The organism is Actinomycetospora sp. CA-053990, assembly GCF_050948445.1.
Lineage (GTDB): Bacteria > Actinomycetota > Actinomycetes > Mycobacteriales > Pseudonocardiaceae > Actinomycetospora > Actinomycetospora callitridis.
The window spans coordinates 5,060,288-5,080,815 of record NZ_CP192043.1 but is presented as its reverse complement, the minus strand read 5'-3'; the positions used below and the strand labels follow the sequence as shown (position 1 = coordinate 5,080,815).

26 protein-coding genes and 1 pseudogene are annotated in these 20,528 nt (G+C 75.0%); 12 read left to right on the top strand and 15 right to left on the bottom strand.

Going from position 1 to position 20,528, the window contains the following annotated elements; all coding sequences use genetic code 11:
• Positions 1 to 11: 11 nt before the first annotated feature.
• Positions 12 to 581, bottom strand: a complete 570-nt coding sequence (locus tag ACQPYN_RS26055; RefSeq protein WP_433029290.1) for a TetR/AcrR family transcriptional regulator — start codon at positions 579 to 581, stop codon at positions 12 to 14.
• A gap of 88 nt (positions 582 to 669) precedes the next feature.
• Here ACQPYN_RS26055 and ACQPYN_RS26050 point away from each other — a divergent pair, with 88 nt between their 5' ends.
• The 3 genes from ACQPYN_RS26050 to ACQPYN_RS26040 all read left to right on the top strand — a co-directional run bounded on the left by ACQPYN_RS26050 (position 670) and on the right by ACQPYN_RS26040 (position 1,906).
• A complete protein-coding gene (locus tag ACQPYN_RS26050) occupies positions 670 to 1,125 on the top strand; it encodes an anthrone oxygenase family protein (protein WP_433029288.1) in 456 nt (151 codons plus the stop codon).
• Between the two features lie 128 nt (positions 1,126 to 1,253).
• Positions 1,254 to 1,484, top strand: coding sequence for an antitoxin (locus ACQPYN_RS26045; protein ID WP_433029286.1), 231 nt, complete (start codon positions 1,254 to 1,256; stop codon positions 1,482 to 1,484).
• Complete coding sequence (locus ACQPYN_RS26040; RefSeq protein ID WP_433029284.1) at positions 1,481 to 1,906, top strand: TA system VapC family ribonuclease toxin; 426 nt, start codon at positions 1,481 to 1,483, stop codon at positions 1,904 to 1,906. The genes ACQPYN_RS26045 and ACQPYN_RS26040 overlap by 4 nt, the downstream gene beginning before the upstream one ends.
• 43 nt (positions 1,907 to 1,949) lie before the next feature.
• Here ACQPYN_RS26040 and ACQPYN_RS26035 read toward each other — a convergent pair whose 3' ends face one another.
• Positions 1,950 to 2,411, bottom strand: coding sequence for a BLUF domain-containing protein (locus ACQPYN_RS26035; protein ID WP_433029282.1), 462 nt, complete (start codon positions 2,409 to 2,411; stop codon positions 1,950 to 1,952).
• A 135-nt stretch (positions 2,412 to 2,546) separates the two neighbouring features.
• On the opposite strand from ACQPYN_RS26035, the gene ACQPYN_RS26030 reads away from it, so the two are divergent.
• Both ACQPYN_RS26030 and ACQPYN_RS26025 read left to right on the top strand, forming a co-directional pair.
• Entirely contained in the window at positions 2,547 to 2,825 is a 279-nt protein-coding gene (locus ACQPYN_RS26030) for a hypothetical protein (RefSeq protein ID WP_433029280.1), read from the top strand.
• 38 nt (positions 2,826 to 2,863) lie between these two features.
• Entirely contained in the window at positions 2,864 to 3,178 is a 315-nt protein-coding gene (locus tag ACQPYN_RS26025) for a muconolactone Delta-isomerase (protein ID WP_433029278.1), read from the top strand.
• A 4-nt stretch (positions 3,179 to 3,182) separates the two neighbouring features.
• Here the strand turns inward: ACQPYN_RS26025 and ACQPYN_RS26020 are convergent, their stop codons facing one another.
• The 6 genes from ACQPYN_RS26020 to ACQPYN_RS25995 all read right to left on the bottom strand — a co-directional run bounded on the left by ACQPYN_RS26020 (position 3,183) and on the right by ACQPYN_RS25995 (position 9,640).
• On the bottom strand, positions 3,183 to 4,202 hold the full coding sequence (locus tag ACQPYN_RS26020) for an LLM class flavin-dependent oxidoreductase (protein ID WP_433029276.1): 1,020 nt from the start codon (positions 4,200 to 4,202) through the stop codon (positions 3,183 to 3,185).
• 52 nt (positions 4,203 to 4,254) lie between these two features.
• Positions 4,255 to 5,184 carry an alpha/beta fold hydrolase gene (locus tag ACQPYN_RS26015; protein WP_433029274.1) on the bottom strand — a complete coding sequence of 310 codons (930 nt, stop codon included), beginning with the start codon at positions 5,182 to 5,184 and terminating at the stop codon, positions 4,255 to 4,257.
• A 105-nt stretch (positions 5,185 to 5,289) separates the two neighbouring features.
• On the bottom strand, positions 5,290 to 5,661 hold the full coding sequence (locus tag ACQPYN_RS26010) for a YybH family protein (protein WP_433029272.1): 372 nt from the start codon (positions 5,659 to 5,661) through the stop codon (positions 5,290 to 5,292).
• A 113-nt stretch (positions 5,662 to 5,774) separates the two neighbouring features.
• Positions 5,775 to 6,218, bottom strand: a complete 444-nt coding sequence (locus ACQPYN_RS26005) for a VOC family protein (protein ID WP_433029270.1) — start codon at positions 6,216 to 6,218, stop codon at positions 5,775 to 5,777.
• A 135-nt stretch (positions 6,219 to 6,353) separates the two neighbouring features.
• The gene (locus tag ACQPYN_RS26000) at positions 6,354 to 8,927 is read right to left on the bottom strand and encodes a DUF4153 domain-containing protein (protein WP_433029268.1); all 2,574 of its coding nucleotides are present in this window, start codon (positions 8,925 to 8,927) and stop codon (positions 6,354 to 6,356) included.
• Positions 8,924 to 9,640 carry a response regulator transcription factor gene (locus tag ACQPYN_RS25995; protein ID WP_433029266.1) on the bottom strand — a complete coding sequence of 239 codons (717 nt, stop codon included), beginning with the start codon at positions 9,638 to 9,640 and terminating at the stop codon, positions 8,924 to 8,926. The genes ACQPYN_RS26000 and ACQPYN_RS25995 overlap by 4 nt, the downstream gene beginning before the upstream one ends.
• Positions 9,641 to 9,775: 135 nt before the next feature.
• Here ACQPYN_RS25995 and ACQPYN_RS25990 point away from each other — a divergent pair, with 135 nt between their 5' ends.
• On the top strand, positions 9,776 to 10,666 hold the full coding sequence (locus tag ACQPYN_RS25990; protein ID WP_433029264.1) for an SMP-30/gluconolactonase/LRE family protein: 891 nt from the start codon (positions 9,776 to 9,778) through the stop codon (positions 10,664 to 10,666).
• A 31-nt stretch (positions 10,667 to 10,697) separates the two neighbouring features.
• On the opposite strand, the gene ACQPYN_RS25985 is transcribed toward ACQPYN_RS25990, so the two are convergent.
• A complete protein-coding gene (locus tag ACQPYN_RS25985; RefSeq protein WP_433029262.1) occupies positions 10,698 to 11,849 on the bottom strand; it encodes a cytochrome P450 in 1,152 nt (383 codons plus the stop codon).
• 49 nt (positions 11,850 to 11,898) lie between these two features.
• Here ACQPYN_RS25985 and ACQPYN_RS25980 point away from each other — a divergent pair, with 49 nt between their 5' ends.
• Positions 11,899 to 12,333, top strand: a complete 435-nt coding sequence (locus tag ACQPYN_RS25980) for a MarR family winged helix-turn-helix transcriptional regulator (protein WP_433029260.1) — start codon at positions 11,899 to 11,901, stop codon at positions 12,331 to 12,333.
• On the opposite strand, the gene ACQPYN_RS25975 is transcribed toward ACQPYN_RS25980, so the two are convergent.
• Positions 12,320 to 13,384: a sigma-70 family RNA polymerase sigma factor gene (locus ACQPYN_RS25975; protein ID WP_433029258.1), complete on the bottom strand. Its 1,065-nt coding sequence runs from the start codon at positions 13,382 to 13,384 to the stop codon at positions 12,320 to 12,322. The genes ACQPYN_RS25980 and ACQPYN_RS25975 overlap by 14 nt on opposite strands.
• Before the next feature lie 194 nt (positions 13,385 to 13,578).
• On the opposite strand from ACQPYN_RS25975, the gene ACQPYN_RS25970 reads away from it, so the two are divergent.
• Together ACQPYN_RS25970 and ACQPYN_RS25965 are read left to right on the top strand one after the other, a co-directional pair.
• Positions 13,579 to 14,286: a GPP34 family phosphoprotein gene (locus ACQPYN_RS25970; RefSeq protein WP_433029256.1), complete on the top strand. Its 708-nt coding sequence runs from the start codon at positions 13,579 to 13,581 to the stop codon at positions 14,284 to 14,286.
• A 129-nt stretch (positions 14,287 to 14,415) separates the two neighbouring features.
• On the top strand, positions 14,416 to 15,024 hold the full coding sequence (locus ACQPYN_RS25965) for a hypothetical protein (RefSeq protein ID WP_433029254.1): 609 nt from the start codon (positions 14,416 to 14,418) through the stop codon (positions 15,022 to 15,024).
• A 25-nt stretch (positions 15,025 to 15,049) separates the two neighbouring features.
• On the opposite strand, the gene ACQPYN_RS25960 is transcribed toward ACQPYN_RS25965, so the two are convergent.
• From ACQPYN_RS25960 to ACQPYN_RS25945, 4 genes are all read right to left on the bottom strand, one after another.
• On the bottom strand, positions 15,050 to 15,640 hold the full coding sequence (locus ACQPYN_RS25960) for a hypothetical protein (RefSeq protein WP_433029252.1): 591 nt from the start codon (positions 15,638 to 15,640) through the stop codon (positions 15,050 to 15,052).
• 231 nt (positions 15,641 to 15,871) lie between these two features.
• The gene (locus tag ACQPYN_RS25955; protein WP_433029250.1) at positions 15,872 to 16,384 is read right to left on the bottom strand and encodes a hypothetical protein; all 513 of its coding nucleotides are present in this window, start codon (positions 16,382 to 16,384) and stop codon (positions 15,872 to 15,874) included.
• Positions 16,309 to 16,773: a hypothetical protein gene (locus tag ACQPYN_RS25950; protein WP_433029248.1), complete on the bottom strand. Its 465-nt coding sequence runs from the start codon at positions 16,771 to 16,773 to the stop codon at positions 16,309 to 16,311. The genes ACQPYN_RS25955 and ACQPYN_RS25950 overlap by 76 nt, the downstream gene beginning before the upstream one ends.
• A 308-nt stretch (positions 16,774 to 17,081) precedes the next feature.
• Positions 17,082 to 17,384 (bottom strand): 4a-hydroxytetrahydrobiopterin dehydratase, encoded by a 303-nt coding sequence (locus ACQPYN_RS25945; protein ID WP_433029246.1) that lies wholly within the window; start codon positions 17,382 to 17,384, stop codon positions 17,082 to 17,084.
• A gap of 47 nt (positions 17,385 to 17,431) precedes the next feature.
• On the opposite strand from ACQPYN_RS25945, the gene ACQPYN_RS25940 reads away from it, so the two are divergent.
• Positions 17,432 to 17,818 (top strand): NUDIX domain-containing protein, encoded by a 387-nt coding sequence (locus tag ACQPYN_RS25940; RefSeq protein WP_433039047.1) that lies wholly within the window; start codon positions 17,432 to 17,434, stop codon positions 17,816 to 17,818.
• Here ACQPYN_RS25940 and ACQPYN_RS25935 read toward each other — a convergent pair.
• On the bottom strand, positions 17,815 to 18,132 hold the full coding sequence (locus ACQPYN_RS25935) for a hypothetical protein (protein WP_433029244.1): 318 nt from the start codon (positions 18,130 to 18,132) through the stop codon (positions 17,815 to 17,817). The two genes, ACQPYN_RS25940 and ACQPYN_RS25935, sit on opposite strands and share 4 nt — an antisense overlap.
• Positions 18,133 to 18,204: 72 nt before the next feature.
• Between ACQPYN_RS25935 and ACQPYN_RS25930 the strand changes: the two are divergent.
• Both ACQPYN_RS25930 and ACQPYN_RS25925 read left to right on the top strand, forming a co-directional pair.
• Positions 18,205 to 19,116: pseudogene (locus tag ACQPYN_RS25930) on the top strand (ABC transporter substrate-binding protein); the annotation flags it as partial.
• A 134-nt stretch (positions 19,117 to 19,250) separates the two neighbouring features.
• Positions 19,251 to 20,465, top strand: a complete 1,215-nt coding sequence (locus ACQPYN_RS25925; protein WP_433029242.1) for a hypothetical protein — start codon at positions 19,251 to 19,253, stop codon at positions 20,463 to 20,465.
• Positions 20,466 to 20,528 lie beyond the last annotated feature (63 nt).

Here is a 20,528-nt window from a genome sequence, read left to right as displayed (position 1 = left end):
GCCGGAGGCGCCTACCGGGTCGGGGTCCCTCCGAAGCGGACGCCGAGCTCGGACACTCGGAGGCCGCGGTGCTCCGGGCGCATACGCCCGGCACGTTCCAGAACGCTCATGCCGTGCAGGGCGCTCCAGAACACCTCGGTCGCGGTGCCGTCGTCGTCGCCGATCGTCCCGGCCAGCACGTCGAACGCGGCGCGGAGCTCGGGCCGGGTGTCGTCGTGGGCGAACGGCGTGTCGATCGGCTGGTGGAACATCGCTTCGTAGACCGCTGGGTGCTCGGCACCGAAGTCGAGGTAGGCGACGGACACGGCTTCGATCGCGGGCCGTCCCTGCCGGCCGTCGAGGGCCGTGCGGCACCGCCGTGTCAGCTCGACGAAGCCGTCGAGGGCGACCGCCAGCATGATCTCCGCCTTGCCGCCGGGGAAGTGGCTGTAGAGCACGGGCTGGCTGTAGCCGATGGCGTCGGAGAGATGTCGGGTGGTGACGGCGGCCCATCCCTGCGCGTCGGCGCGGTCCCGCGCGACATCGAGGATGTGACGACCGCGTTCCTCGTGCCGCTGCCGGCGCGCCGTCTGATCCGGCATCGGCTCCCCCTCTTGTGATCCGGCCCGACCCGGCCTAGCTTAGCACTGCTAGGAAATCTAGCAGTGCTAGATCAAGGGAGGTCTCGCCATGACATCCGTGCTCGCGGTCGTCACCGCGACCGTCGTCGGCCTCATGGTCGGCGTCGAGTTCGCGGTCGCCGTCGTCGTCAACCCGATGCTGTTGCGCCTGCCCGCCGGCGCGTCGCTGGCCGCCCGAGCGGACGGCGGGCGCGTGCTGGGGCGTGCGATGCCGTTCTGGTACATCGCGTCCCTGGCGCTCACCGCGGTCCTCGCGGCGGTCGTCTGGGGCACGCCGACCGCGACGACGGCGCTGCTCGTCGCCGCGGTGCTGCTGGTGGTCAGCGTCGTCATGTCGGTCGCCCTGCTGGTGCCGATCAACAACCGCTCGAGGGGGTGGACCGCGGAGAACCACCCCGACGACTGGCGGGAGCAGCACCGGCGCTGGGACCGGCTGCACTACCTCCGCGTCGCGATCATCGTGGCGTCCTTCGTGCTCGTCCTGGTCGCGACGACCACGCTCTGAGGACGCTCCGCGGGCCGGCATCGGTACCGAGGCACGTGCGACGCCGAGGGGCAACCACGGCCGGTTCAGCGCCGCCAGGACGTGTGGACGACGCATTGCATCACGGTCGATGCAGCTACGATGCAAGGATGCGGACCACCGTCGACCTGCCGCCAGCGGTGCACCGGCAGGCCAAGGAGATCGCGGAGCGCCGTGGGTTGTCGCTCTCGGCCGTCGTGGCCGAGCTGGCGGCCCGCGGTCTGATCCAGCTCGGTGAACCCGCCGTGATCGAGGTCGACGAGCGATCGGGATTCCCGGTCGTGAGCGTCGGTCGCCGAGTGACGTCGGAGGACGTCGCGATCGCGTCGGACGAGGAGTGACGACCTACCTCCTCGACGCGAACGTCCTGATCGCTCTCACGGTGGTCGAGCACGAGCACCACGATCGGACGTCGGCATGGGCGGCCGGCATCCAGGAGTTCGCGGTGTGTCCCGTGGTGGAGGGCGCGCTCGTCAGGTTCCTGGTGCGGTCCGGGGAGACGCCATCGGTCGCGACCGCGCTGCTGAGAGCGGTGCACGCCCTGCCCGGCTGCGCCTTCTGGGCCGACTCCCTGTCGTACGCCGACGCGGGCCTCACCCACGTGCACGGGCACCGGCAGGTGACCGATGCGTATCTCGCGAGCCTGGCGGCCGCGATACCCGGCTCGTCCTTGGCCACGCTCGACGCGGGGTTGGCGCAGGAGCTGCCCGATCTCACGACGCTCGTGCCGCCCTCCGGCACCGTCCCGCCGCCGCGCCGGTGACGGCGTCGACGACGGGACCGTGCGAATCAGGCCGGGGCGGGGGTCAGGCCGTGGCGCCCCGGACGCGGTCACGCATCGCGTCGACGACCGCGTCCTCCGCGGGCGTGGTCAACCGGGGGCGGCTCACGTCGATGCCGCCCTCCCACTGGTTCGACAGCGGGATGTCGGCGTCGGCGCCGTCGGACACCCGCGCCATCGACCACCGCGTGAACGCCCGCTCGACGCCGGAGGTCTCCTCGACGAGGTCGACCTGCACGTGGCGGGGGTCGCGGCTGATCGTCTCGTACAGGCCGCGGACCACGCCCTCCTCGCCCTCCAGGGTCTGGACGACGTTGTCCTCCCACACGACGAGGGCGCCGGTGATGCCGTGCTGCGGGTTCTTCGTGCGGGCCGCCTCCAGGATGCGGGCGACCTCGCTCTCGACGTCGTCCGGCGGAATGCTCAGCCTGCTGCGGTAGACCAGGCGGAACACCGGTCCACTTCCCGTGCTGCTGACGTCAGCCATGGTGTTGACTCCCTCGTCGGCGACGGCACTCCTGTCGACCCCACGGATCGATCGTGATGCGCGTCACGCCGACGGTAAGCGGGCGCGTCGGTGAGCGCTGATCGAGCGGCCGCGCCGGCCGAGGACACTCCATCCATGACGAAGTACCGGGTCCACCTGATGACCGATCTGACGCGCCTCGACGAGGACGGACTCGCCGACCTCCTCGAGCGGCTCGTCGAGGTCGGCGGTGTCCCGACGGTCCCGTTCGGCGTCCTCGAGGTCACCGGGAGCACGACGGCCGGGGACGCGCGCGCGGCCGTCGAGGAGGTGGGCCGCGTCCTCGAGCGCGCCCTGCAGGCCATGAACCGCCCGTGCCGCGTGATCGGGGTGCAGGCGGGCGAGATCGGTCCGTACGGCTCCGAGGGGCGCTAGGTTCCGATCACCCGACCGAAGCCCCCCGGAGGCCCCCGATGCTCTTCCACCTCGATTTCCACGTCGAGTACGGCGCGACGATGAGCCAGCAGGACCTCTTCGCGACCTGGTCCCGGGAGGCCGAGGCGGCGCTCGGCGCGAAGCAGGCGGGTGTCGTCGTCGACCTCTGGAAGGTCGCCGGCGAGCGGCGCGTCATCGCGATCGTCGACGTCGACAGCCACGACACCCTCGACGAGATCTCGTTCACCCTCCCGATCATGGTCGAGATGGGTCAGCACGTGACCATCAACGTGTCGGCGCTGCGCCGCTACGAGGACTTCGCCGGCACCGTCGACAAGCTGCTCCGGAGCTGACCGCTCAGCGCCAGCCGAGCTCCGGGGCCAGGTGGGTCAGCACGCTCTCGACGACGTGGGCGTTGTAGTCGACGCCGAGCTGGTTGGGCACCGTGAGCAGCAGCGTGTCCGCGGCGGCGATCGCCTCGTCCTCGGCGAGCTCGGCGATGAGCTTGTCCGGCTCGTTGGCGTACGTCTTGCCGAACCGGGCGTTGCCGCCGTCGATCCACCCGACCTGGTCGGTGCTGTCGTGCTCGCGCCAGAACAGCTGACGGTCGAGGTCGTTGACGATCGGGAAGATGCTGCGGCTCACCGAGACGCGCGGCTCGCGCTCGTGCCCGGCCGCCGTCCAGGCGTCGCGGAAGCGCTGGATCTGCTCGGCCTGCAGTCGGTGGAACGGCACGCCGGTGTCCTCGGTGAGCAGCGTCGAGCTCATGAGGTTCATCCCCTGCTCGGCGGTCCACTCGGCGGTCGCACGGCTGCCGGCGCCCCACCAGATGCGGTCGCGCAGGCCGGGGGCGTGCGGCTCGATCCGCAGCAGGCCGGGCGGGTTCGGGAACATGGGCCGGGGGTTGGGCCGGGCGAAGCCCTCGCCGTCGAGGACCTCGAGGAACCGCGCGGTGTGCTCGCGCGCCATGTCGCCGTCGCTCGTGCCCTCGGACGGGGTGTAGCCGAAGTAGCGGTAGCCGTCGATCACCTGCTCCGGCGAGCCGCGGCTGATGCCGAGCTGCAGCCGGCCGCCGGAGATCAGGTCGGCGGACCCGGCGTCCTCGGCCATGTACAGCGGGTTCTCGTAGCGCATGTCGATCACGCCGGTGCCCAGCTCGATCCGGCTGGTCCGCGCTGCCGCCGCGGCGAGCAGCGGGAACGGCGAGGCGAGCTGCTGGGCGAAGTGGTGCACGCGGTAGTAGGCGCCGTCGGCGCCCGCCTCCTCGGCGGCCACCGCGAGCTCGATCGACTGCAGCAGGGCGTCGGCTCCCGACCGCACCCGCGAGTGCGGGGACGCCGACCAGTGCCCGAAGGACAGGAACCCGATGTTCTTCACACTTCAACCAACGGTGCGGGGTCGAGGGGCATTCCGCCGGCTGTCGCTCCGACTATCTCCCGGCCGCCGAGCGGACGGCGCCGATGACGACGTCGGGACGGAGGATCTGGATGTAGTGCGTCGTGTCGGGGACCGTGACGAGCTGCGAGCCCGGGATGCTCTGGGCGAGGCGGGCGTAGGCCTCGGGGCGCACGCGCTCGATCGCGGCGATCGCCTCGGCCGACGGGTCGCCGGGTGGCACCGGATCCACGGCGCCCGCGACCAGGATCGTCGCGGGCACCCGCGGCGGTGCCGGTGCGTCGCGGACCTGGTCCGTGCTCGCGGTCAGGTCGTACGCCTCCAGGGTGTAGCCCGGGACCGGACTCTCGGGCCGCTCGACCGACTGCGCAAAGCTCTCCCACAGGGCCGGCGGGAGCAGGTCCCGCACCGCCGGTGGCGTCGGGTCCACGAGCACGACGCCGGCGACGTCGGCCGGGTACGTCTGCGCGTACAGCTGCGAGAACAGCCCGCCGAGGGAGTGCCCGACGACGACGTAGGGGCCGGGGACCCCGGCGGCGGCCAGCAGGGCGTGCAGTTCGGCCACGACGTCCGCGGCGGTCCGGGGCATCGGGGCCTGGTCGCTGCGTCCGGGCGTGGGCTGGTCCGCCGGGAGGCCCTCGGGCGTGGAGATCCGGGTCGATCCGGGCCGGTCGTAGGCGCAGACCCGGGCGAACGCGGCGACGCCCTGCATCACCGAGGGCGGACGCTCGACACCGACGGACCAGATGTCGGCGGCGTTCGGGAACCCGGACTGGAGCACGACCGTCGGACTCCCGCTGCCGTGGCACTCGAGGTAGAGGTTCCGCCCGCCGACGTCCACGAGACCCGCGAAGTCCGCCGGGCCCGCCGCCGGGCCGGTCTCCCCCTGCGCCGACGAGCACGCCGCCAGCACCACCGTCAGCGCGATCACCACCGCCCCGACCCGCACCCTCGACCGCCGCACGGGCCCCCTCCGATGTCCGCCCTGCTGATCACCGTGGGTGAGAGGTACATCCGTGCGGCCCAGCTGTCGATGTCCGAGTCGGGAATCGGATACCTCGGAGAACCCTCAGGAAAGGACGTCGCCGCCGAAGGGATTGTCGAGCGCGTACTTCCACGTGCCGTCGGCCTGACGGCGCGAGACCTCGGCGGATGTGTGTTCCATCGACCCACCGTCGGGGAGGTCGATGCGCCAGTGGCTGTGCGTCAGGGCCAGCTCGTTGTTGACCGCCTCCGTCGTGGAGACGATGGTGATCGTCCCCTTCAGATCCAGGAAGGCCTGCAGCGACGCACGCAGTCCGGCGGCATCGTTCAGGACGGTGCCCGGCTCCGGGATGAAGGCCGCACCGTCCTCGTACATCAAGACGAGGCTCTCGAGATCTCCCGAGTTGAAATACTTCGCGAATTGCTCGATCAGATTCGGTCCGGACGTGGTCATCATCGGCCCCTCGTCATCAATGGTGATGTGTCGCCCCGTGCGGCCTCGTGGCGGGCCGCGGGCGGTAGTGCTCGTTCGAACAGTGCAACCGGGCACGATCTCCGAACCACGAGGCGTCAGCCGGACATGTCCATGTGGAAGAGCTCGAGCTGGACGTTGTCGGGGTCCCGGAAGACGAGCGCGGAGTACGGCACCGGGTCCCCGGTGTCGGTGACGCCGGAGTGCGCGATCCCGAGGGCGTCGAGCCAGCCCGCCCAGGCGTCGAGGTCGGCGCGGGTGGCCATGGCGAAGCCCACGTGGTCGATCCCGCAGCGGGTCTCGTCGGCCGGCTCCCCGGAGTTGCCGGGGTGGTGCACGATCCCGACGCACAGGTTCGTCTCCGGCTCGATGAGCACCAGCGTGTAGCCCTTGGCGTCGGCGCCGTGGTGGGGGAACTGCGGCGGGAGCCGCGTCATGCCGAACACCCGCTGGTACCAGTCGGCGCTGGCCTCGACGTCCCTCGCGGTGACGGCGACGTGGTGGAACCCGCTCAGGGCGGGTCGGGAGTCGGTGGCGGTCATGGCGCACCTCGCAGGCTCGGCAGACACGCAGTGTCAGGGGTCACACCAGGACCCGGCGAGCTTCACCACTCGGATGTCGCAGCCGTGGGCGACCAGGAGCAACGCACCGTCACAGGGCCGGTGCGCTCCGACCCCTCAGCCCGACCGGGTCTGGCCCGGGCAGTCGGTCCGGTGCTGCCACACGCCCCCCGACGCGTCGAGGAACGCGTCGACGCGCGAGCGACCGAGGTTCCACGCGAGCCAGTCGTCGCGCTCCTCCCCGGTCGGGCGCAGCGCGCACTCGGCCAGCGGCCGGGGCAGCGCGGCGTAGGCGGGGAGGGCGTCGGCGGAGAGGTCGCTGAGGTACTCCCAGTCGACGGTCCGCGTGACGGCGTAGCGCTCGAGGTTCTGCCGCGCGACCCACGCGTCGGGGTTGACCGTTGCGAGCCCGAGCAGCAGCACGACGCCACACACGAGCCCGAACCGGGGGAGCCATCGCGCGCGCAGCGGCCCGGCCCCGGCGATCACGGCGAGCACCAGGACACCGAGCCAGCCCTCGAACACCGCGACCAGCAGGCGCAGGCGGGTCAGGCCGTAGGCCTGCTCGTAGAGGTGCAGCCGGTAGAGCGCCGAGGCGACGACGACCAGCGTGAACGCGCAGAGCAGTCCGAGCGAGACGCGGATCCAGGTGCGGTCGGACGGTGTCGCTCGCGGCGCCTTGCGCGTCGCCGCCCAGACCACGAGGAGCGTGAGCGCGGTGGCGACGGTGAGCTGCCCGAAGCCCTGGTGCACGTACTGCGCGTAGGTCAGGCCCGTCGTGCGCTCCAGGTAGTCGTGGCCACCGAAGAACGCCGTGGCCTGGGCGACGAGGAACACGAGGAACACCGCGTCGACGACGAGCACCGGCGCCAGCCACTCGAAGCGGTGCGCGACGGGGCGGGCGCCGCGCTCGCCGCGCTCGGCGCGCGGCGGGTTGAGGGCCAGGTAGGCCCCGCACAGCACCACGCCGCCGACGCCCAGGGCGACGAACACCCGCGCGGTGAGGTCCGCCGAGCCGAGGTCGGGGACCACCGCGCCGACCCACTCCGCGAACAGCGCGTCCGCCGAGGCGAAGAGCAGGGCGAACACGGTGATCCCCAGCAGCGACCAGACCGCGGTGCGCAGCAGCGCCGCCCCGTTGCCCAGCCCGGTGACGGCCCGCGCCGTCCGCCCCAGCCACGGCAGCCCGCGCAGCGCGGCGAGGGGCCAGGCGACGAGGGCCACGAGGAACGCCGGCACGCGCCGTCCGCGGGTCAGCCCGACCGCGCCGAGCACCGCGCCGGTCAGCAGGCACAGCAGGACGATCCACACGGCGTCCCGGACGACGACGACGCAGGCCAGCGCGACGCACAGACCCGCGCAGACGGAGGTGAAGCGGTCGCGGCGGTGCCGGCTCGCGACGAGCAGGACGCCGGTGGTCGCGAGCAGGACGAGGAACGTGCCCAGCCCGAGGTTCCGGAAGGGCAGCACGACGCCGGCGAGCACGCCGACGCCCAGCGCGCCGAGCAGGACCGCGACGTTGCCGGGCACCCCGCGGTCGGGCCAGAAGTCGCCGAAGAGCCCGTCGGTGAGCGAGGGGACCTCGGCAGGCGCCGGGCTCTCGGGTCGCGCGGGCGTGACCGGGGGTGCGGGCACGGCGATCGCCTCCTGGACGGGGGTGGGTGGTGCGGGTCGGCGTCGCGCCGGCGTCGTCGGGAGGTCGGCGCGGACGCGGGCGCCGGACGTGCCGGGCTCGGGGTCGGCGAAGCCGATCGACCCGTCGTGCAGGTCGGTCACCCACCGGGCGATGGCGAGCCCGAGGCCGGTGCCGCCGCTGGAGATCCCGACCTCCCGGAGCGTCCCGAAGCGCTCGAAGGCGCGGTCGCGGTGCTCGGGCGCGACGCCGGGGCCCTCGTCGACGACCTCGAGGTGCCAGCGGTCGTCGTCCGCCTCCTGCGCCCGGACCGTCACGGTGCCGCCGGGCGGGCTGTGGCGCGCGGCGTTGTCGAGGAGGTTGGCGACGAGCTGGCGCAGGCGCGCGGGGTCGCCGTCGACGACGAGATCGGGCGGGTCCACGTCGAGCACGTGGGCGACGTCCTGCCCGCCCACCCGCGCCTCGGCGACGGCGGCCTCCAGCAGCGGGCGGACCTCGACGGGCTCGCGGTGCAGCGGCGCCCGGCCGGCGTCGACGCGCGAGAGGTCGAGCAGGTCGGTGACCAGGTCCGACATCCGCTCGCCCTGGTCGACGGCGGCACGCAGCGTGGCGGGGTCGGGCGCGGCGACGCCGTCGGCGAGGTTCTCCAGCACGGCGCACAGCGCGGCCAGCGGCGTCCGCAGCTCGTGGCTGACGTTGGCGACCAGCTCGCGGCGCTGGCGGTCGACCCCGGCGAGCTCCTCGGCCATCGAGTTGAACGCCCGGGCCAGCTCGCCGACCTCATCGCGCGACGTGGCGGTGACGCGGACGTCGTGGTCGCCGGTGGCCATGCGTCGCGCGGCCGTGGTCATCTCGCGCAGCGGCGAGGTCATGCCGACGGCGAGGAGCTGGGTGACGGCGAGCGCCACGGCGATGGTCACGGGGATGCCCAGCCAGATCGGGACGCGGGCGCCCGCCCCGATCGTCGCGATCACCGCAGCGAGCGTGACGCTGGCGCCGACCAGGACCCCGAGCTTGACCTTGACCGAGCGGACGGGGTCGAGCGCGCGGACACTCACGCGCCGGCCCCGGTGATCTCCAGCGCGTAGCCGACGCCGTGGACCGTGCGCACCCGCTCGGGCCCGATCTTGGCGCGCAGCGCCTTCACGTGGCTGTCGACCGTGCGGGTGCCCGACGCGCCGGGCCAGCCCCACACCTCGCCCATGAGTCTCTCCCGCGTGAGCACCACGCCCGGGCTGGCGGCGAGGCAGCGCAGGAGGTCGAACTCGGTCGGCGTCAGGTGCACCTCGTCGCCGGCGGCCCACACGCGGCGGGCGCCGGGGTCGATGCGGACGTCGCCGAGCTGCCGGACGTCGGGGTCCTGCGACGACAGCTCCGGCGTCGACAGCTCGGCTGCACGCTCGACCCGCCGCAGCAGAGCCGCGACCCGGGCGACGAGCTCGCGCATCCGGAACGGCTTGGTGAGGTAGTCGTCGGCGCCGACGGCCAGCCCGACGAGCACGTCGGCCTCGTCGTCGGCCGCGGTCAGCATCAGCACCGGGACGGGCCGGACGGCCTGGATGCGCCGGCACACCTCGTGCCCGTCGAGCCCGGGGAGCATCACGTCGAGGACGACGAGGTCGGGCTCGCGGGCGGTGAACTCGGCGACGGCGCCGGGCCCGTCCCACGCGCGGACGACGTCGTAGCCGGCGGCGACGAGCCGGTCGGTGACCGCGCCGTTGATCACGGGCTCGTCCTCGACGACGAGGATGCGCCGGGTGGGGCCGCTCATGGTCGGCGAGCGTAGGAGCCGGGCCGGTCGGGATTCGGGGTCGTTCCGTGGAGATCGTGTGGAGGTCGCGCTCTTGACACCCACCGGCGGGTGCCAAGAGCGTGCGCGGACGATCGAGGCTCGAGGAGGAGCGCCGTGGCTGGACGGAACGTCGACGTGGTGTCGGACGGGTGGTCGTACCTCGAGTGCCCGCGGTGGCACGAGGGACGGCTGTGGGTCTCCGACTTCTACACCGAGAAGGTCGTGGCGATCGACGACGCCGGGCACCACGAGGTCATGGCCGAGGTGCCCGAGCAGCCCTCCGGCCTGGGCTTCCTGCCCGACGGCCGCGCGCTGATCGTGTCCATGCGCGACCACCGGATCCTGCGCCGCGAGAACGACGGCTCGCTGGTCGAGCACGCCGACCTCTCCGGGCTCGTCGCGGACCACCTCAACGACATGGTCGTCGACGCCCGGGGCGGCGCCTACGTCGGCAACTTCGGCTTCGACCTCATGGGCGGTGCGCCGATCAGCTCGACGACGCTGACCTACGTCGACCCCGACGGCGCCGCGAGCACCGTGGCCGACGACCTGCTCTTCCCCAACGGCATGGTCCTGCGCGACGGCGTGCTCGTGGTCGCCGAGACGTTCGGCGCGCGCCTGACCGCCTTCGACGTCGCCGACGACGGCGGGCTCGCGCGGCGGCGGTCCTGGGCGCGGTTCGCGGAGCCGCCGGCGACCACGGACGTCGGTGAGGCGGTCGGGGCGCTGCCCGTGGCCCCCGACGGCATCTGCGCCGACGCCGACGGCGCGATCTGGGTCGCCGACGCCCTGCACGGTCGGCTGCTGCGTGTCGCCGAGGGCGGGGAGATCCTCGAGGAGCTCCCGACGGGCACCGGGGTCTACGCCTGCATGCTCGGCGGCGAGGACGGGCGCACGCTCTACGCCTGCGCGGCGCCGTCGTTCGCCGAGCACGAGCGTCGCCCGGTGCGCGAGGCCCAGCTGCTGGCGACCCGCGTCGACGTGCCGCACGCCGGGCTCCCCTGAGGCGCTCCGCGCACGTGAGCGATCCGGGTCGTCAGGACGACCCGGATCGCTCACGAGGCCGGAGGCCATGCACGGGGAGCGCGGCGAGCCGACTGCCCGCGATCCCGCCCGGGTCGACACGACGGAGGTCGGTCGCGGGCACCGCGAGGCGGGCGTCGGGGAAGTCGGTGACGAGCACGTCGACGGCCGCGACGAGCTCGGCCCGGGCGAGGTGGACGGCCGCGCAGAGGTGCGGGCCCGCGCCGAACGCGAGGCCGGGGCCGGGGCCGGCGTCGGGGTCGTCGGCCGTCCCCGCGACGTCGACGAGCACCGGGGTCCGCGGCGGGAGGACCACGCCTGCGAGCTCGACCTCCTGCGCGGTGAACCGCCAGAGCGTGAACGGCGCAGGCGGGTCGCGGCGCAGGACGTCGTCGACGAGGGCGGCGGTGTCCCCGGCGCCCTCCGTGAGCGCCCGCGCCAGCGCGAACCCCAGGGCCGGGCCGGTGGTCAGCTGGCCGACGAAGAGCAGCGTGAACAGCAGGTAGTGCACCTGCTCGTCGGTGACGTCGGTGGGCAGGCGCTCGCGGAGCTCGCGGGCGAGGCCCTCGTGCTGCATCGCCGTCGCGGCGATCCGCGCGAACCCGCCCATCGCCGCGGCGACGTCGGCCTCGTCGCCGAACATCCGCCGGCAGGCCTCGACCGCGTCGTCCAGCATCGCGCGCGGGACGCCGAGCAGGTCGCCGACCACGGCCAGCGGGTAGCGGGTGGTGAACTCGGCCATGAGGTCGACGGGGCCCTCGCCCAGCCCGGCGAGCAGCTCCCGGGCCGTGTCCCGCATCGCGTCGCGACGCGCCCGCATCCGCCGCGGCGAGAGCATCGGGGCGTGCGCCCGGCGCAGCGCGGCGTGCGGGGCGCCCTCGGTGGTGGTCAGGGACAGCGCCCGGGCGGCGGTCGGTTCCAGCTCCGCCGCCCGCGGGTCCCACCCGAGCGGTGCCCAGGCGGTGTCCTTCACGATCCGCGGGTCGCCGAGGACGTCCCGGGCGAGCGCCGCCGTCGTCACGATCGCGACCGGTCCGCCCGCCGGTGCCTCGGCGAGCACGACCGGTCCGGCGGAGCGGAGCGCCTCGCGACCCGGGTAGGGCTCGTCGGGTCGGCGCGTCCCGGCGACGAACGGGCAGGCGCCGTGCGACGATTGCTGCAACATGCAGACACTGTGACACACATTCGCTGCACGATGCAGAGAAAGGGGAGACGTGGCACCGGAGGAGGTGGTGGCCGCGCTGGCGGCCTGGAGCGTGCGGCTCGTCCAGTTCAACGGGGTGGTCGCCGCGCGCATCGGCGTCGGGACCACCGAGCTGCAGTGCCTCTACGAGCTCGCGCGCCACGGCCCGGCGACCCCCGGGACGCTCGCGGCGCGCGTCAACCTGACCACCGGGTCGGCGTCGCGGATGGTCGAGCGCCTGCACGCCGCGGGCCACGTCCACCGCGTGCCCGATCCGGCCGACCGGCGTCGCGTCCTCATCGAGCCGGACCCGGCGACCCTGCAGCGCATCGCCGCGCTCTACGACCCCCTCAACGCCCGCCTCGCCGCCGAGCTCGCGAGTGCCGACGACGCGGTGCTCGCGCGGATGGCGACCTTCCTCGCGGCCGCCGAGCAGCGCACCGAGGACATGATCAGGGAGCTGTAGTGGGCGGCGTGTCCCCGGGCAGCGTCGCGGGGAGGTCGGCCGCGGCGAGGTGCTCGGCCCCGATGAAGGCGGTGACCTCGGCGATCCGGCCGTCCTCGGCGAGCGTGAGCACGTCGAGCACCCCGCCGCGCCACAGGGACTCGTCGGCGTCCCACAGGTAGCACCCCACCGCGAGCTGGCCGTTGGCGTGGGCCGGGACGTGGCGCCAGGCCACGCCAAGCGGGCCCTGGTGCAGGAACGCCGACACCGCGGCGATGCCGCGGTACCAGACGGCGCTCGGGGGCATCGACCACGTGACGTCGGCGGTGAGCAGCCCGACGAGGGCGTCGGCGTCGCCGGCCTCGAGCGCCGACGTGTAGCGGGCGACCGTGGCCGCGAGCGCGGCGTCCGGGAGCGCGCGCAGGGTGCGCTGCTGGCTGGGGCCGGTGACCTTGGCGGCGAGAGTCGCCCGCGCCCGCTGCACGGCGCTGTTCACCGAGGCCGTCGTCGTCACCATCATCGTGGCGACCTCGGCGGCCGAGAACCCGAGGACCTCCATGAGCAGCAGTGCGGCCCGCTGGTTGCCTGGCAGGTGCTGCAGCGCCGCGACGAACGCGAGCTCGACGGCCTCGCGCTCCTCGACGGTGGCGTCCGGGTGGTCGGGGTAAGGGCCGAGCCACGCGATCTCGGTGCGCGGTGGGTCGTCCCCCGGGGCCTCGCTCGACGGGCCGAGGTCCATCGGCAGGGCCCGGCGGCCGCGGCGGGCGACGGCGTCGAGCCCGGCGTTGGTGGCCACCGTGTACAGCCACGAGCGCAGGGCGTTCGGCCGGTCCGGGCGGCCCTCGAAGCGCCCGATCGCCCGCCAGGCCCGCAGGAGCGCGTCCTGCAGGACGTCGTCGGCGTCGTGGGCCGAGCCGAGCATCCGGTAGCAGTGCGCGTGCAGCTCCCGGCGCAGCGGCGCGACCAGCCGGGCGAACGCGTCGTCGTCGCCCCGGCGGGCGCGCTCGAGGTCGTCGGCCGCGCCGTCCGGCGCCGGCGGGGCGACGGGCGTCGCGGTGCCCGGGTCGGTCATGTGAGCAGTGTGCCCCCGGGGTCCGACACGCGGGGTCCGGATCCGGCGCGGCGATCACGCCCTCACCGTCGGCGACCGGCGCCCGGGCGGTCGGCCGACCTCGATACCCCGAGCGGCCGCACCGTTCGACGCCGTGTGCCGCCGCCCGTGGACTCCTCGCTCGGGTGGGGGACAGCCGTGCCTAGGCTGTCTCCGTGCGTTCGGAGCGGTGGTCGTCACGGACCGCGGACCTGACGCTGCCGGAGCGGGTGGCGTGGATCCTCGGTGACGACGAAGGACGCCCGATGTCCACCCTCACCGAGCCCGCGGGCCTGCTCGTCGCGGCTGCGATGGTCGAGCTGCTGCTCGACGCCTCCCTGCTCGACGGCGGCACGGCCTACCGGCGCGGGCCGGTCGAGGTCACCGATCCGCTGCTCGGCTGGGTGGCCGAGAGCCTCCTCGCCCACGGCGGCGCCAAGACCGACCTGCAGCACGCGGTCACCGGCCACCGCGGCGCCCAGATGATCCGCCGCACCACGGACCGTCTCGTCGAACGCGGGCTGGCCGCCCGGGAGCCCCGCCGGGTGTTCGGCTACGTCGCGATGCCGGTGTTCGGGTCCGCCCTGCGGGTCCACGAGGTCGAGGCGCTGCACCACGACCGCGCCGCCGTCCGCGCCTCGCTGGAGGGCGAGGAGCCCGACGAGGCGGTCGCGATGCTCATCGTGCTGCTCCACCACGGACGCCGCGTCCGGGAGCTCAGCCCCGCCGACCCGACCCTCGCGGCCCGGCGCGCCCGGGCGATCTCCGACGGCCGGCACGTCACGCTCGGCGTCGCCCAGGACATCCGCCGGCTGATCTCGCCGACCGTCGGCGCCGTGCTCGCGGCGCTCACGGCGACCACGGTCATCGGCTCCGAGCGCTGACCGACCGCCCGCGAGGGTGACCCCGATCTCGATTCCCTCGTCCGGACCCCCTGTCCTGCGCCCGGTTTCGGTCTACGGTGGAGCATCCGACCGGGCGCGAGGGCCCGGGGCCGGGGAAGGGAGCTTCCCATGACGTCCACCCGCCCCCCGGAGGGCATGCCTGTCCTCGATGCCGGCGCGCACCGCGACGCGGAGGCCGGCAGTTGCCTGATGGAGTACGTCTCCGTCCTCGCCGGTGAACGCTTCACCGACCGGCCGCGCTGTACCCATCCCGCACTCGCCGCCGTCGCGTGGCAGGTCAACGACGCCGTGTCCTCGGACGCCCGTCAGCAGCTCGCGACCCGGGCCGTGACGCTCATCGGTCTCGGGCACGACTCCGGCGTCGACGTCCGGCCGATCGTGCTCGCGACGATCGCGCGCGCCGGCCTCGCGATCGACCCCGCCAACCGGTTCTTCCCCCGCCTGCAGCGCCGCCTCCAGCGACGCGCGGCGGCCGGGCCGGGACGCCCGGGCCGGGGCGAGAGCGGGCACGGCGGGCGTCTGGCGACGTTGCTGCACGTGGGGCCGGTGAACCACGCCTGCGCCCACCTGCTCGTCGCGGCCCGCGTGGCCGACCTCGACGCCGCCGCACGCGACCGCCTGCTCGTGGCGCTGCTCGACGACACCATCGCCGCGGTGGCGCAGGCCGAGCGCGCGGCCGTGTCCGGCACGGCGCCCGAGAAGGTCGCCGCGGGCTGACGACCCCGCGTCCCCAGCCCCAGTCTCAGCCGAGGCCCACGCGGACGCACTGCCCGAGCACGCGCTCGAGGCACACCTGGACGCGCACCCCGCCCGGGTCCTCCCTCGCCTGCCCGCCGGACGACCCGGTCGACGAGCCTCCGGACGACCCGCCCGACGACGAGCCGGACCCGCGGGCCGGGGCGGCGTCGCCCGACGACCCCGAGCCGCCGGAGGAACCGGTGCGGCCGGACGACCCGGTGTCCGGGCTGCTGTCGGCCGCCGCCGAGCGCTCCGTGCGGGGAGGCGTCGCCGCCTCGCCGGTGCCACCGCCCGTGGCGCCGACGGGACCGACCGCGCCGGGGCCGCCCGCCCCGACCGGTCCCGCGGGCCCGGCGGGTCCCACCGGCGCCGCGGTCCCGGGAGCCGCACCGGGCGGCGGCGGCACGGGCGTCACGGCGCCCGAGAGCTCCGGGGCGCGCGCCGCACCCGGGGCCACGGGGTCCGGCAGGGTGGCGGAGGTGAGGTAGCCGGCCTGCGCCGACCCCATCATCACGACCGCGCCGAGCAGGGCCGCGAACAGCACCTTCTTCACCACGTCGGCCTCCGTCACCCACGTCCGACCCGTGTCGGACACGGCGGACATCGCGGGCGGTGCCCACCTCGTGACAGCCGATGACAGGTTCTCCCCCGATCGCGTCGGCACGTCACCCGTACAGCCCCGACCGCGGACCGAACGACGTCGTCGACGTCCGGACGGGCGACGTGGACCACGACCGCGACGAGGACCCTCCGCCTGCGGTCCTCCCACCGCCGATGCTTCGGAAACCGAAGCGTCCCGAGCGGTCGACAGCCCTCGGGCCGGCGCTCACCCCGCCCGACGCCCGAGCACCGCCGCGAGCGGGACCGGGAGCACGAGGACGCAGGCGACCGCGGCGACGACGAACGCGGTGGGCGCGCCCGCGGCGCCGAGCACCGCGGCCAGCGCCGCGGCGCCGAGGCCGGTGCCGGCGTCGTAGCCGGTGTTCCACCAGGTGCTGGCGGCGCCCGAGCGGGACGGGCCGGCACGGGCGAAGAGCGCGAGCAGGGTGTCGCTCTGGACCGCGCCGAACCCGAGGCCCACGAGCGCGGCACCGAGGAGCACCACGAGCCCGGAACCCTCCCCACCCAGGGCGATCACGCCGGCGCCGGCCGCGACGGTCACGAGGCCCCCGCCGGTGACCAGCCCGACGGCGATCGCGGGGGTCCGGGTGCGCCGGTCGGCGAGCTCGCCCGCGAGCCCGCGTCCCGCGAGCTGGCCGGTCGTCAGGACGGCGAGGGCGATCGCGGCGGTGGTCGTCCCCCGGCGAGGCCCGCGGCCGAGCCCGTCCCGGGGGTCCACAGGGGCAGCAGGGTGATCACGCCGCCGGCCGCGGCCGCGGAGACCACCATCGCCGTCCAGGGGCCCAGCGCGGCCGTGACCGGGAACGTGCGCCCGCCCACGGCATCGCCGGGGGAGGTGACGACGCGGATCGGCAGGCGTCCGCAGGCGAGGGAGGCCAGGAGCGGCAGCGCCGCCCCCGCGAGGAGCACCGCGGTCCCGCCGACCACCTCGTAGGCCCAGACACCTCCGCTGAGCAGGACGAGCTGCGGCAGGCCGAGGGCGACCCCGTAGAGGCCCATCGCCCGTCCCCGCCGGGCGGGCGGCGCGAGGTCGGCCACGAGGGCGGCGCCGGTGACGGTGACGAGCCCGAACCCGAGCCCGCGCACCACGGCCACCCCGAACAGCACGGGCAGGGACGCGGTGGCGGCGAGCAGGACCGCGGGGCGCCCATCGCCAGCACCCCCGCGATCATCGCCGCGCGCGGGCCCACGCGGCGCAGCACGGCCGGGACGGTGAGCTGGGCGGCGACGGTGGCCGCCATGAACACGCCGGTGGTGGCGCCGGCGGCCCGGGCGTCGCACCGCCCGCGGCCGCGTGCACCGGCACCACCGGGAGCAGCAGCGCGTAGCCGCCGAAGGCGAGGACGGTCGCGGCGAGGAGCGCGACGAAGGGTGCGGACCGGAGGCCCGCCGGGGTGTCGGCGCTCAGGCGGGGATCACTCCGCGCCGCGGGAGGAGAGCTCTGCGGAGATCTTCGCGGCGAGGTCGGTGTCCTTGGCCGTCAGGCCACCCTCGGAGTGCGTCGACAGCTTGAACTTCAGGCTGTTGTAGCGGATGTCCATGTCCGGGTGGTGGTTGGCCGACTCGGCCAGCTCGGCGACGGCGTCGATGGCCGCGATGGCCTCGGGGAAGCTCGGCAGCTTGGCGAAGCGCGCGATGGTGGCGTCGTCCTCGCGCTGCCAGCCCGGCAGGTCCTCCAGGGCCCGGGAGATCGCGTCCTCACTCAGGAGTTCAGCCATGCGGGCATCCTCCCAGAGACGGGGCGGGGAGACTGACCGTCGTGCGCATCGTCGTGGGAGCCGCCCTCGTCCGCGACGGCCGGGTGCTGGCGGCGCGTCGCACCCGGCCCGCCTCCACCGCGGGACGGTGGGAGCTGCCCGGGGGAGCAGTGGAGTCCGGCGAGGACGAGGTGACCGCGCTCGCCCGCGAGCTGCGCGAGGAGCTCGCCCTCGCCGACGTCGCGGTGGGGGACCGCGTCGGCCCCGAGGTGACGCTCCCCGAGGGCCGGGTGCTGCGCATCCGGGCCTGTCGTGCCGACGGGGAGCCGACGGCGCTCGAGCACGACGCCCTGCGCTGGGTGGGGCCGGACGACCTCGACGACCTCGACTGGCTGGACGCCGACCGGGCCGTGCTGCCCGCGCTGGCGGCTCTCCTCGACGGGGGCGCGAGCTAGGCCGCGCGCGCCTTCTTCAGCGCCTTCTTGAGGTCCTTGCCCGTCACGCCGGACTCCTGGAGCCGCGCCGCGCGCATGAGCAGCACCGGGCAGCCCTTGCAGCGGGGCGACGACCGGCAGCACTGCTTCTTGATCTTCTTCGCCCCGGTGAGCGGGGCGGCGTGGGCGTAGGCGGCGAGGTGGAGCGGGACCTTCGGGCCCTTCTCCTTCGGCGCGGGAGGTTCGTCCGCGGGCGCCGCGTCGCGGCCCGTCCGGGCGGCCCCGCAGGTGGGGCACTCCGTCCGGTGGCGGCCCTTCTTCGCGCCCTTGCCCATGAGGCGAGGCTAACCTCTGGTCCCGGCCGCGGGCCAGACCCGTCGACCAGGGCCGACGGCCACCGTGTCACGATGACGATCCCGGTACGACTGGTCCCGCGAGGTCCGACCGACCGGCGAACGACCAGGCGATCTCCCCGAGACGAAGGGCCGGACGAAGGCGTGAGCGGTCCCCGACGTGCCGTCGGAGTCCTCCCCGCTCTCGTGGTCGCCCTCGCCCTCCTGGTAGCGGCCTGTTCGGGCGCTCCGCCGCCGGTCGTCGGCCAGGTGCCCGTCCCGGCCCCCGCGCCGACCCCGCAGCTCGAGCCCGACCCGACCGAGCTGCGCATCGGGGTCGACGACCTCGGCATCGGCTTCAACCCGCACCGCGTCGCCGACGACACCCCGGTCGCCCGCGCGATGGCCCCGCTGGTGCTGCCCTCGGCGTTCCGGCCCGGCCCCGACGGCGAGCCGCGCCTCGACTCGACGGTGGTGACCTCGGCCCGCGTCACCGACACCGAGCCCTACACCGTGTCCTACGAGATCGCCGCCGCGGCGACCTGGTCGGACAACGCCCCGGTGGCCGCCGAGGACTTCGTCTACCTGTGGCAGCAGATGCGCAGCCAGCCCGGCGTGGTGGGCGCCGCGGGCTACCGGGCGATCAGCGACGTCCGGTCGCGGGCGGGCGGCAAGGCCGTCGACGTGGTGTTCGACCGCCCCTTCCCGGCCTGGCAGACCCTGTTCGACCACCTGCTGCCGGCGCACCTGCTCAAGGACGCGCCCGGCTCGTGGGGCGGCGGGCTGACCGACAGCATCCCGGTGTCCGCAGGGCCGTTCACGGTGCGCGTCGTCGACCGCGTCCGCGGCCAGGTGACCCTCGCCCGCAACGACCGCTACTGGGGCACGCCCTCGGTGCCCGACGAGATCGTCTTCCAGGCCGCCGAGGCGACGTCGCTCATCGACCGGGTGCGCTCCGGCGACGTCCAGGCCACCCAGTTCCGCGCCACCGGCGACGACCTCGCCGCGCTGGCCACGGCGGGCCCCGGGCTGACGGTGCGCGCCCTGCCCGAGCCCGCCGTCGTCCAGCTCGCCCTGCGCAGCGACGACGGCCCCTCGCCGACCTGCGGGTGCGGCAGGCGGTGGCGTCGGCGATCGACCGGTCGGCGCTGCGCGAGGTCGGCGCCGACGGCGGGCCCTCGGCGGACCTGCCCGCCGACGCCTTCGCCCGTGCGCCCTCCCAGGCCGGCTACCGGTCGACGCTGCCCGCCGACTCGCCCGCCGCGCAGCGGGATCTCGGCGAGTCGGCGCGCCTGCTGACCGAGGCGGGCTACACCCGGGGCGAGGACGGCCAGTGGAGCCGTGCCGGGCAGCCGCTGGTCCTGCGCCTCGCCGCGCCGCCCCAGGTGGCGCCGTTCGGCCGCCTGGTCTCGACCCTCGGGACCCAGCTGCGCGCCGCCGGCATCGCGTCGGTGGTCGTGGCCGACGGCGGCTCGACGCCCTTCCAGCCCGGCCGGGGCCCGGCGTCGACGACGACGGCCCCAGTGCCCACCCCGGTGCCCACCCCCGCGCCGACCCCGACGACGGCGGGCCCGCCCCGCCAGACGCCCGCCCAGTCGCCCGCCCAGTCGCCCGCCCAGGGCCCGACGGGCGCGCCGGTCGGCGCCACCAGCTCCACCACCACGACCGTGCCGCCGACCCCCGACTCGCCGTCGGACCTCGCGGTCGCCGACATCGCCGTCGTCGCGCTGCCGGTGGGCACGGACCCGATCACCGACCTCGCGTCGGTGGTCGGCTGCCCGGGCGGACGGGCACCGGTGACCTCGGGCCGCACCGGCACCGACCCGGCCGTGGACCTCGCCGCGAGCGACGAGGCGCCGAGGCTGCCCGGCGCGACCGCCGCCGCCCCGAGCACGCCCGCCGCGCCGACGAGCACGTCCGCGCCCACGAGCGTCGCGCCGCCGGCGTCCGCGACGGGCGCGGCGCCGACGTCGACGGACGCCCCGGCCGCGCCGACGGAGAGCGCGGAGGCCGATCCGGACGCGATCGAGGAGCTGTCCGAGCCGCAGGCCTCGGAGGCGCTCACGCCCACCGGCTACTGCGACCCGGCGCTGCAGTCGCTGCTCGACGCCGCGTCGTCCGGCGCCGTCTCCACGGACACGGCGCTCGCGCTCGCCGAGCCGACGCTGTGGACGGCCCTGCCGACGATCCCGCTCTTCCAGGCCGCCTCGGTGCTCGTGGGCCCGACCGAGCGCACCGACGTCGTGATCGGCCCGCTCCCGGAGAGCCCCTTCGCAGGCGCCGATCGCTGGACGCCGCCGCCGGCGACCCAGCGCGGGGACGACGGCATCAACTGACGGGTCGCGTCATCTTCACGTGAAGTGCATGTCTTGCCGCTGTCAACAGAATTCCCTAGGTTC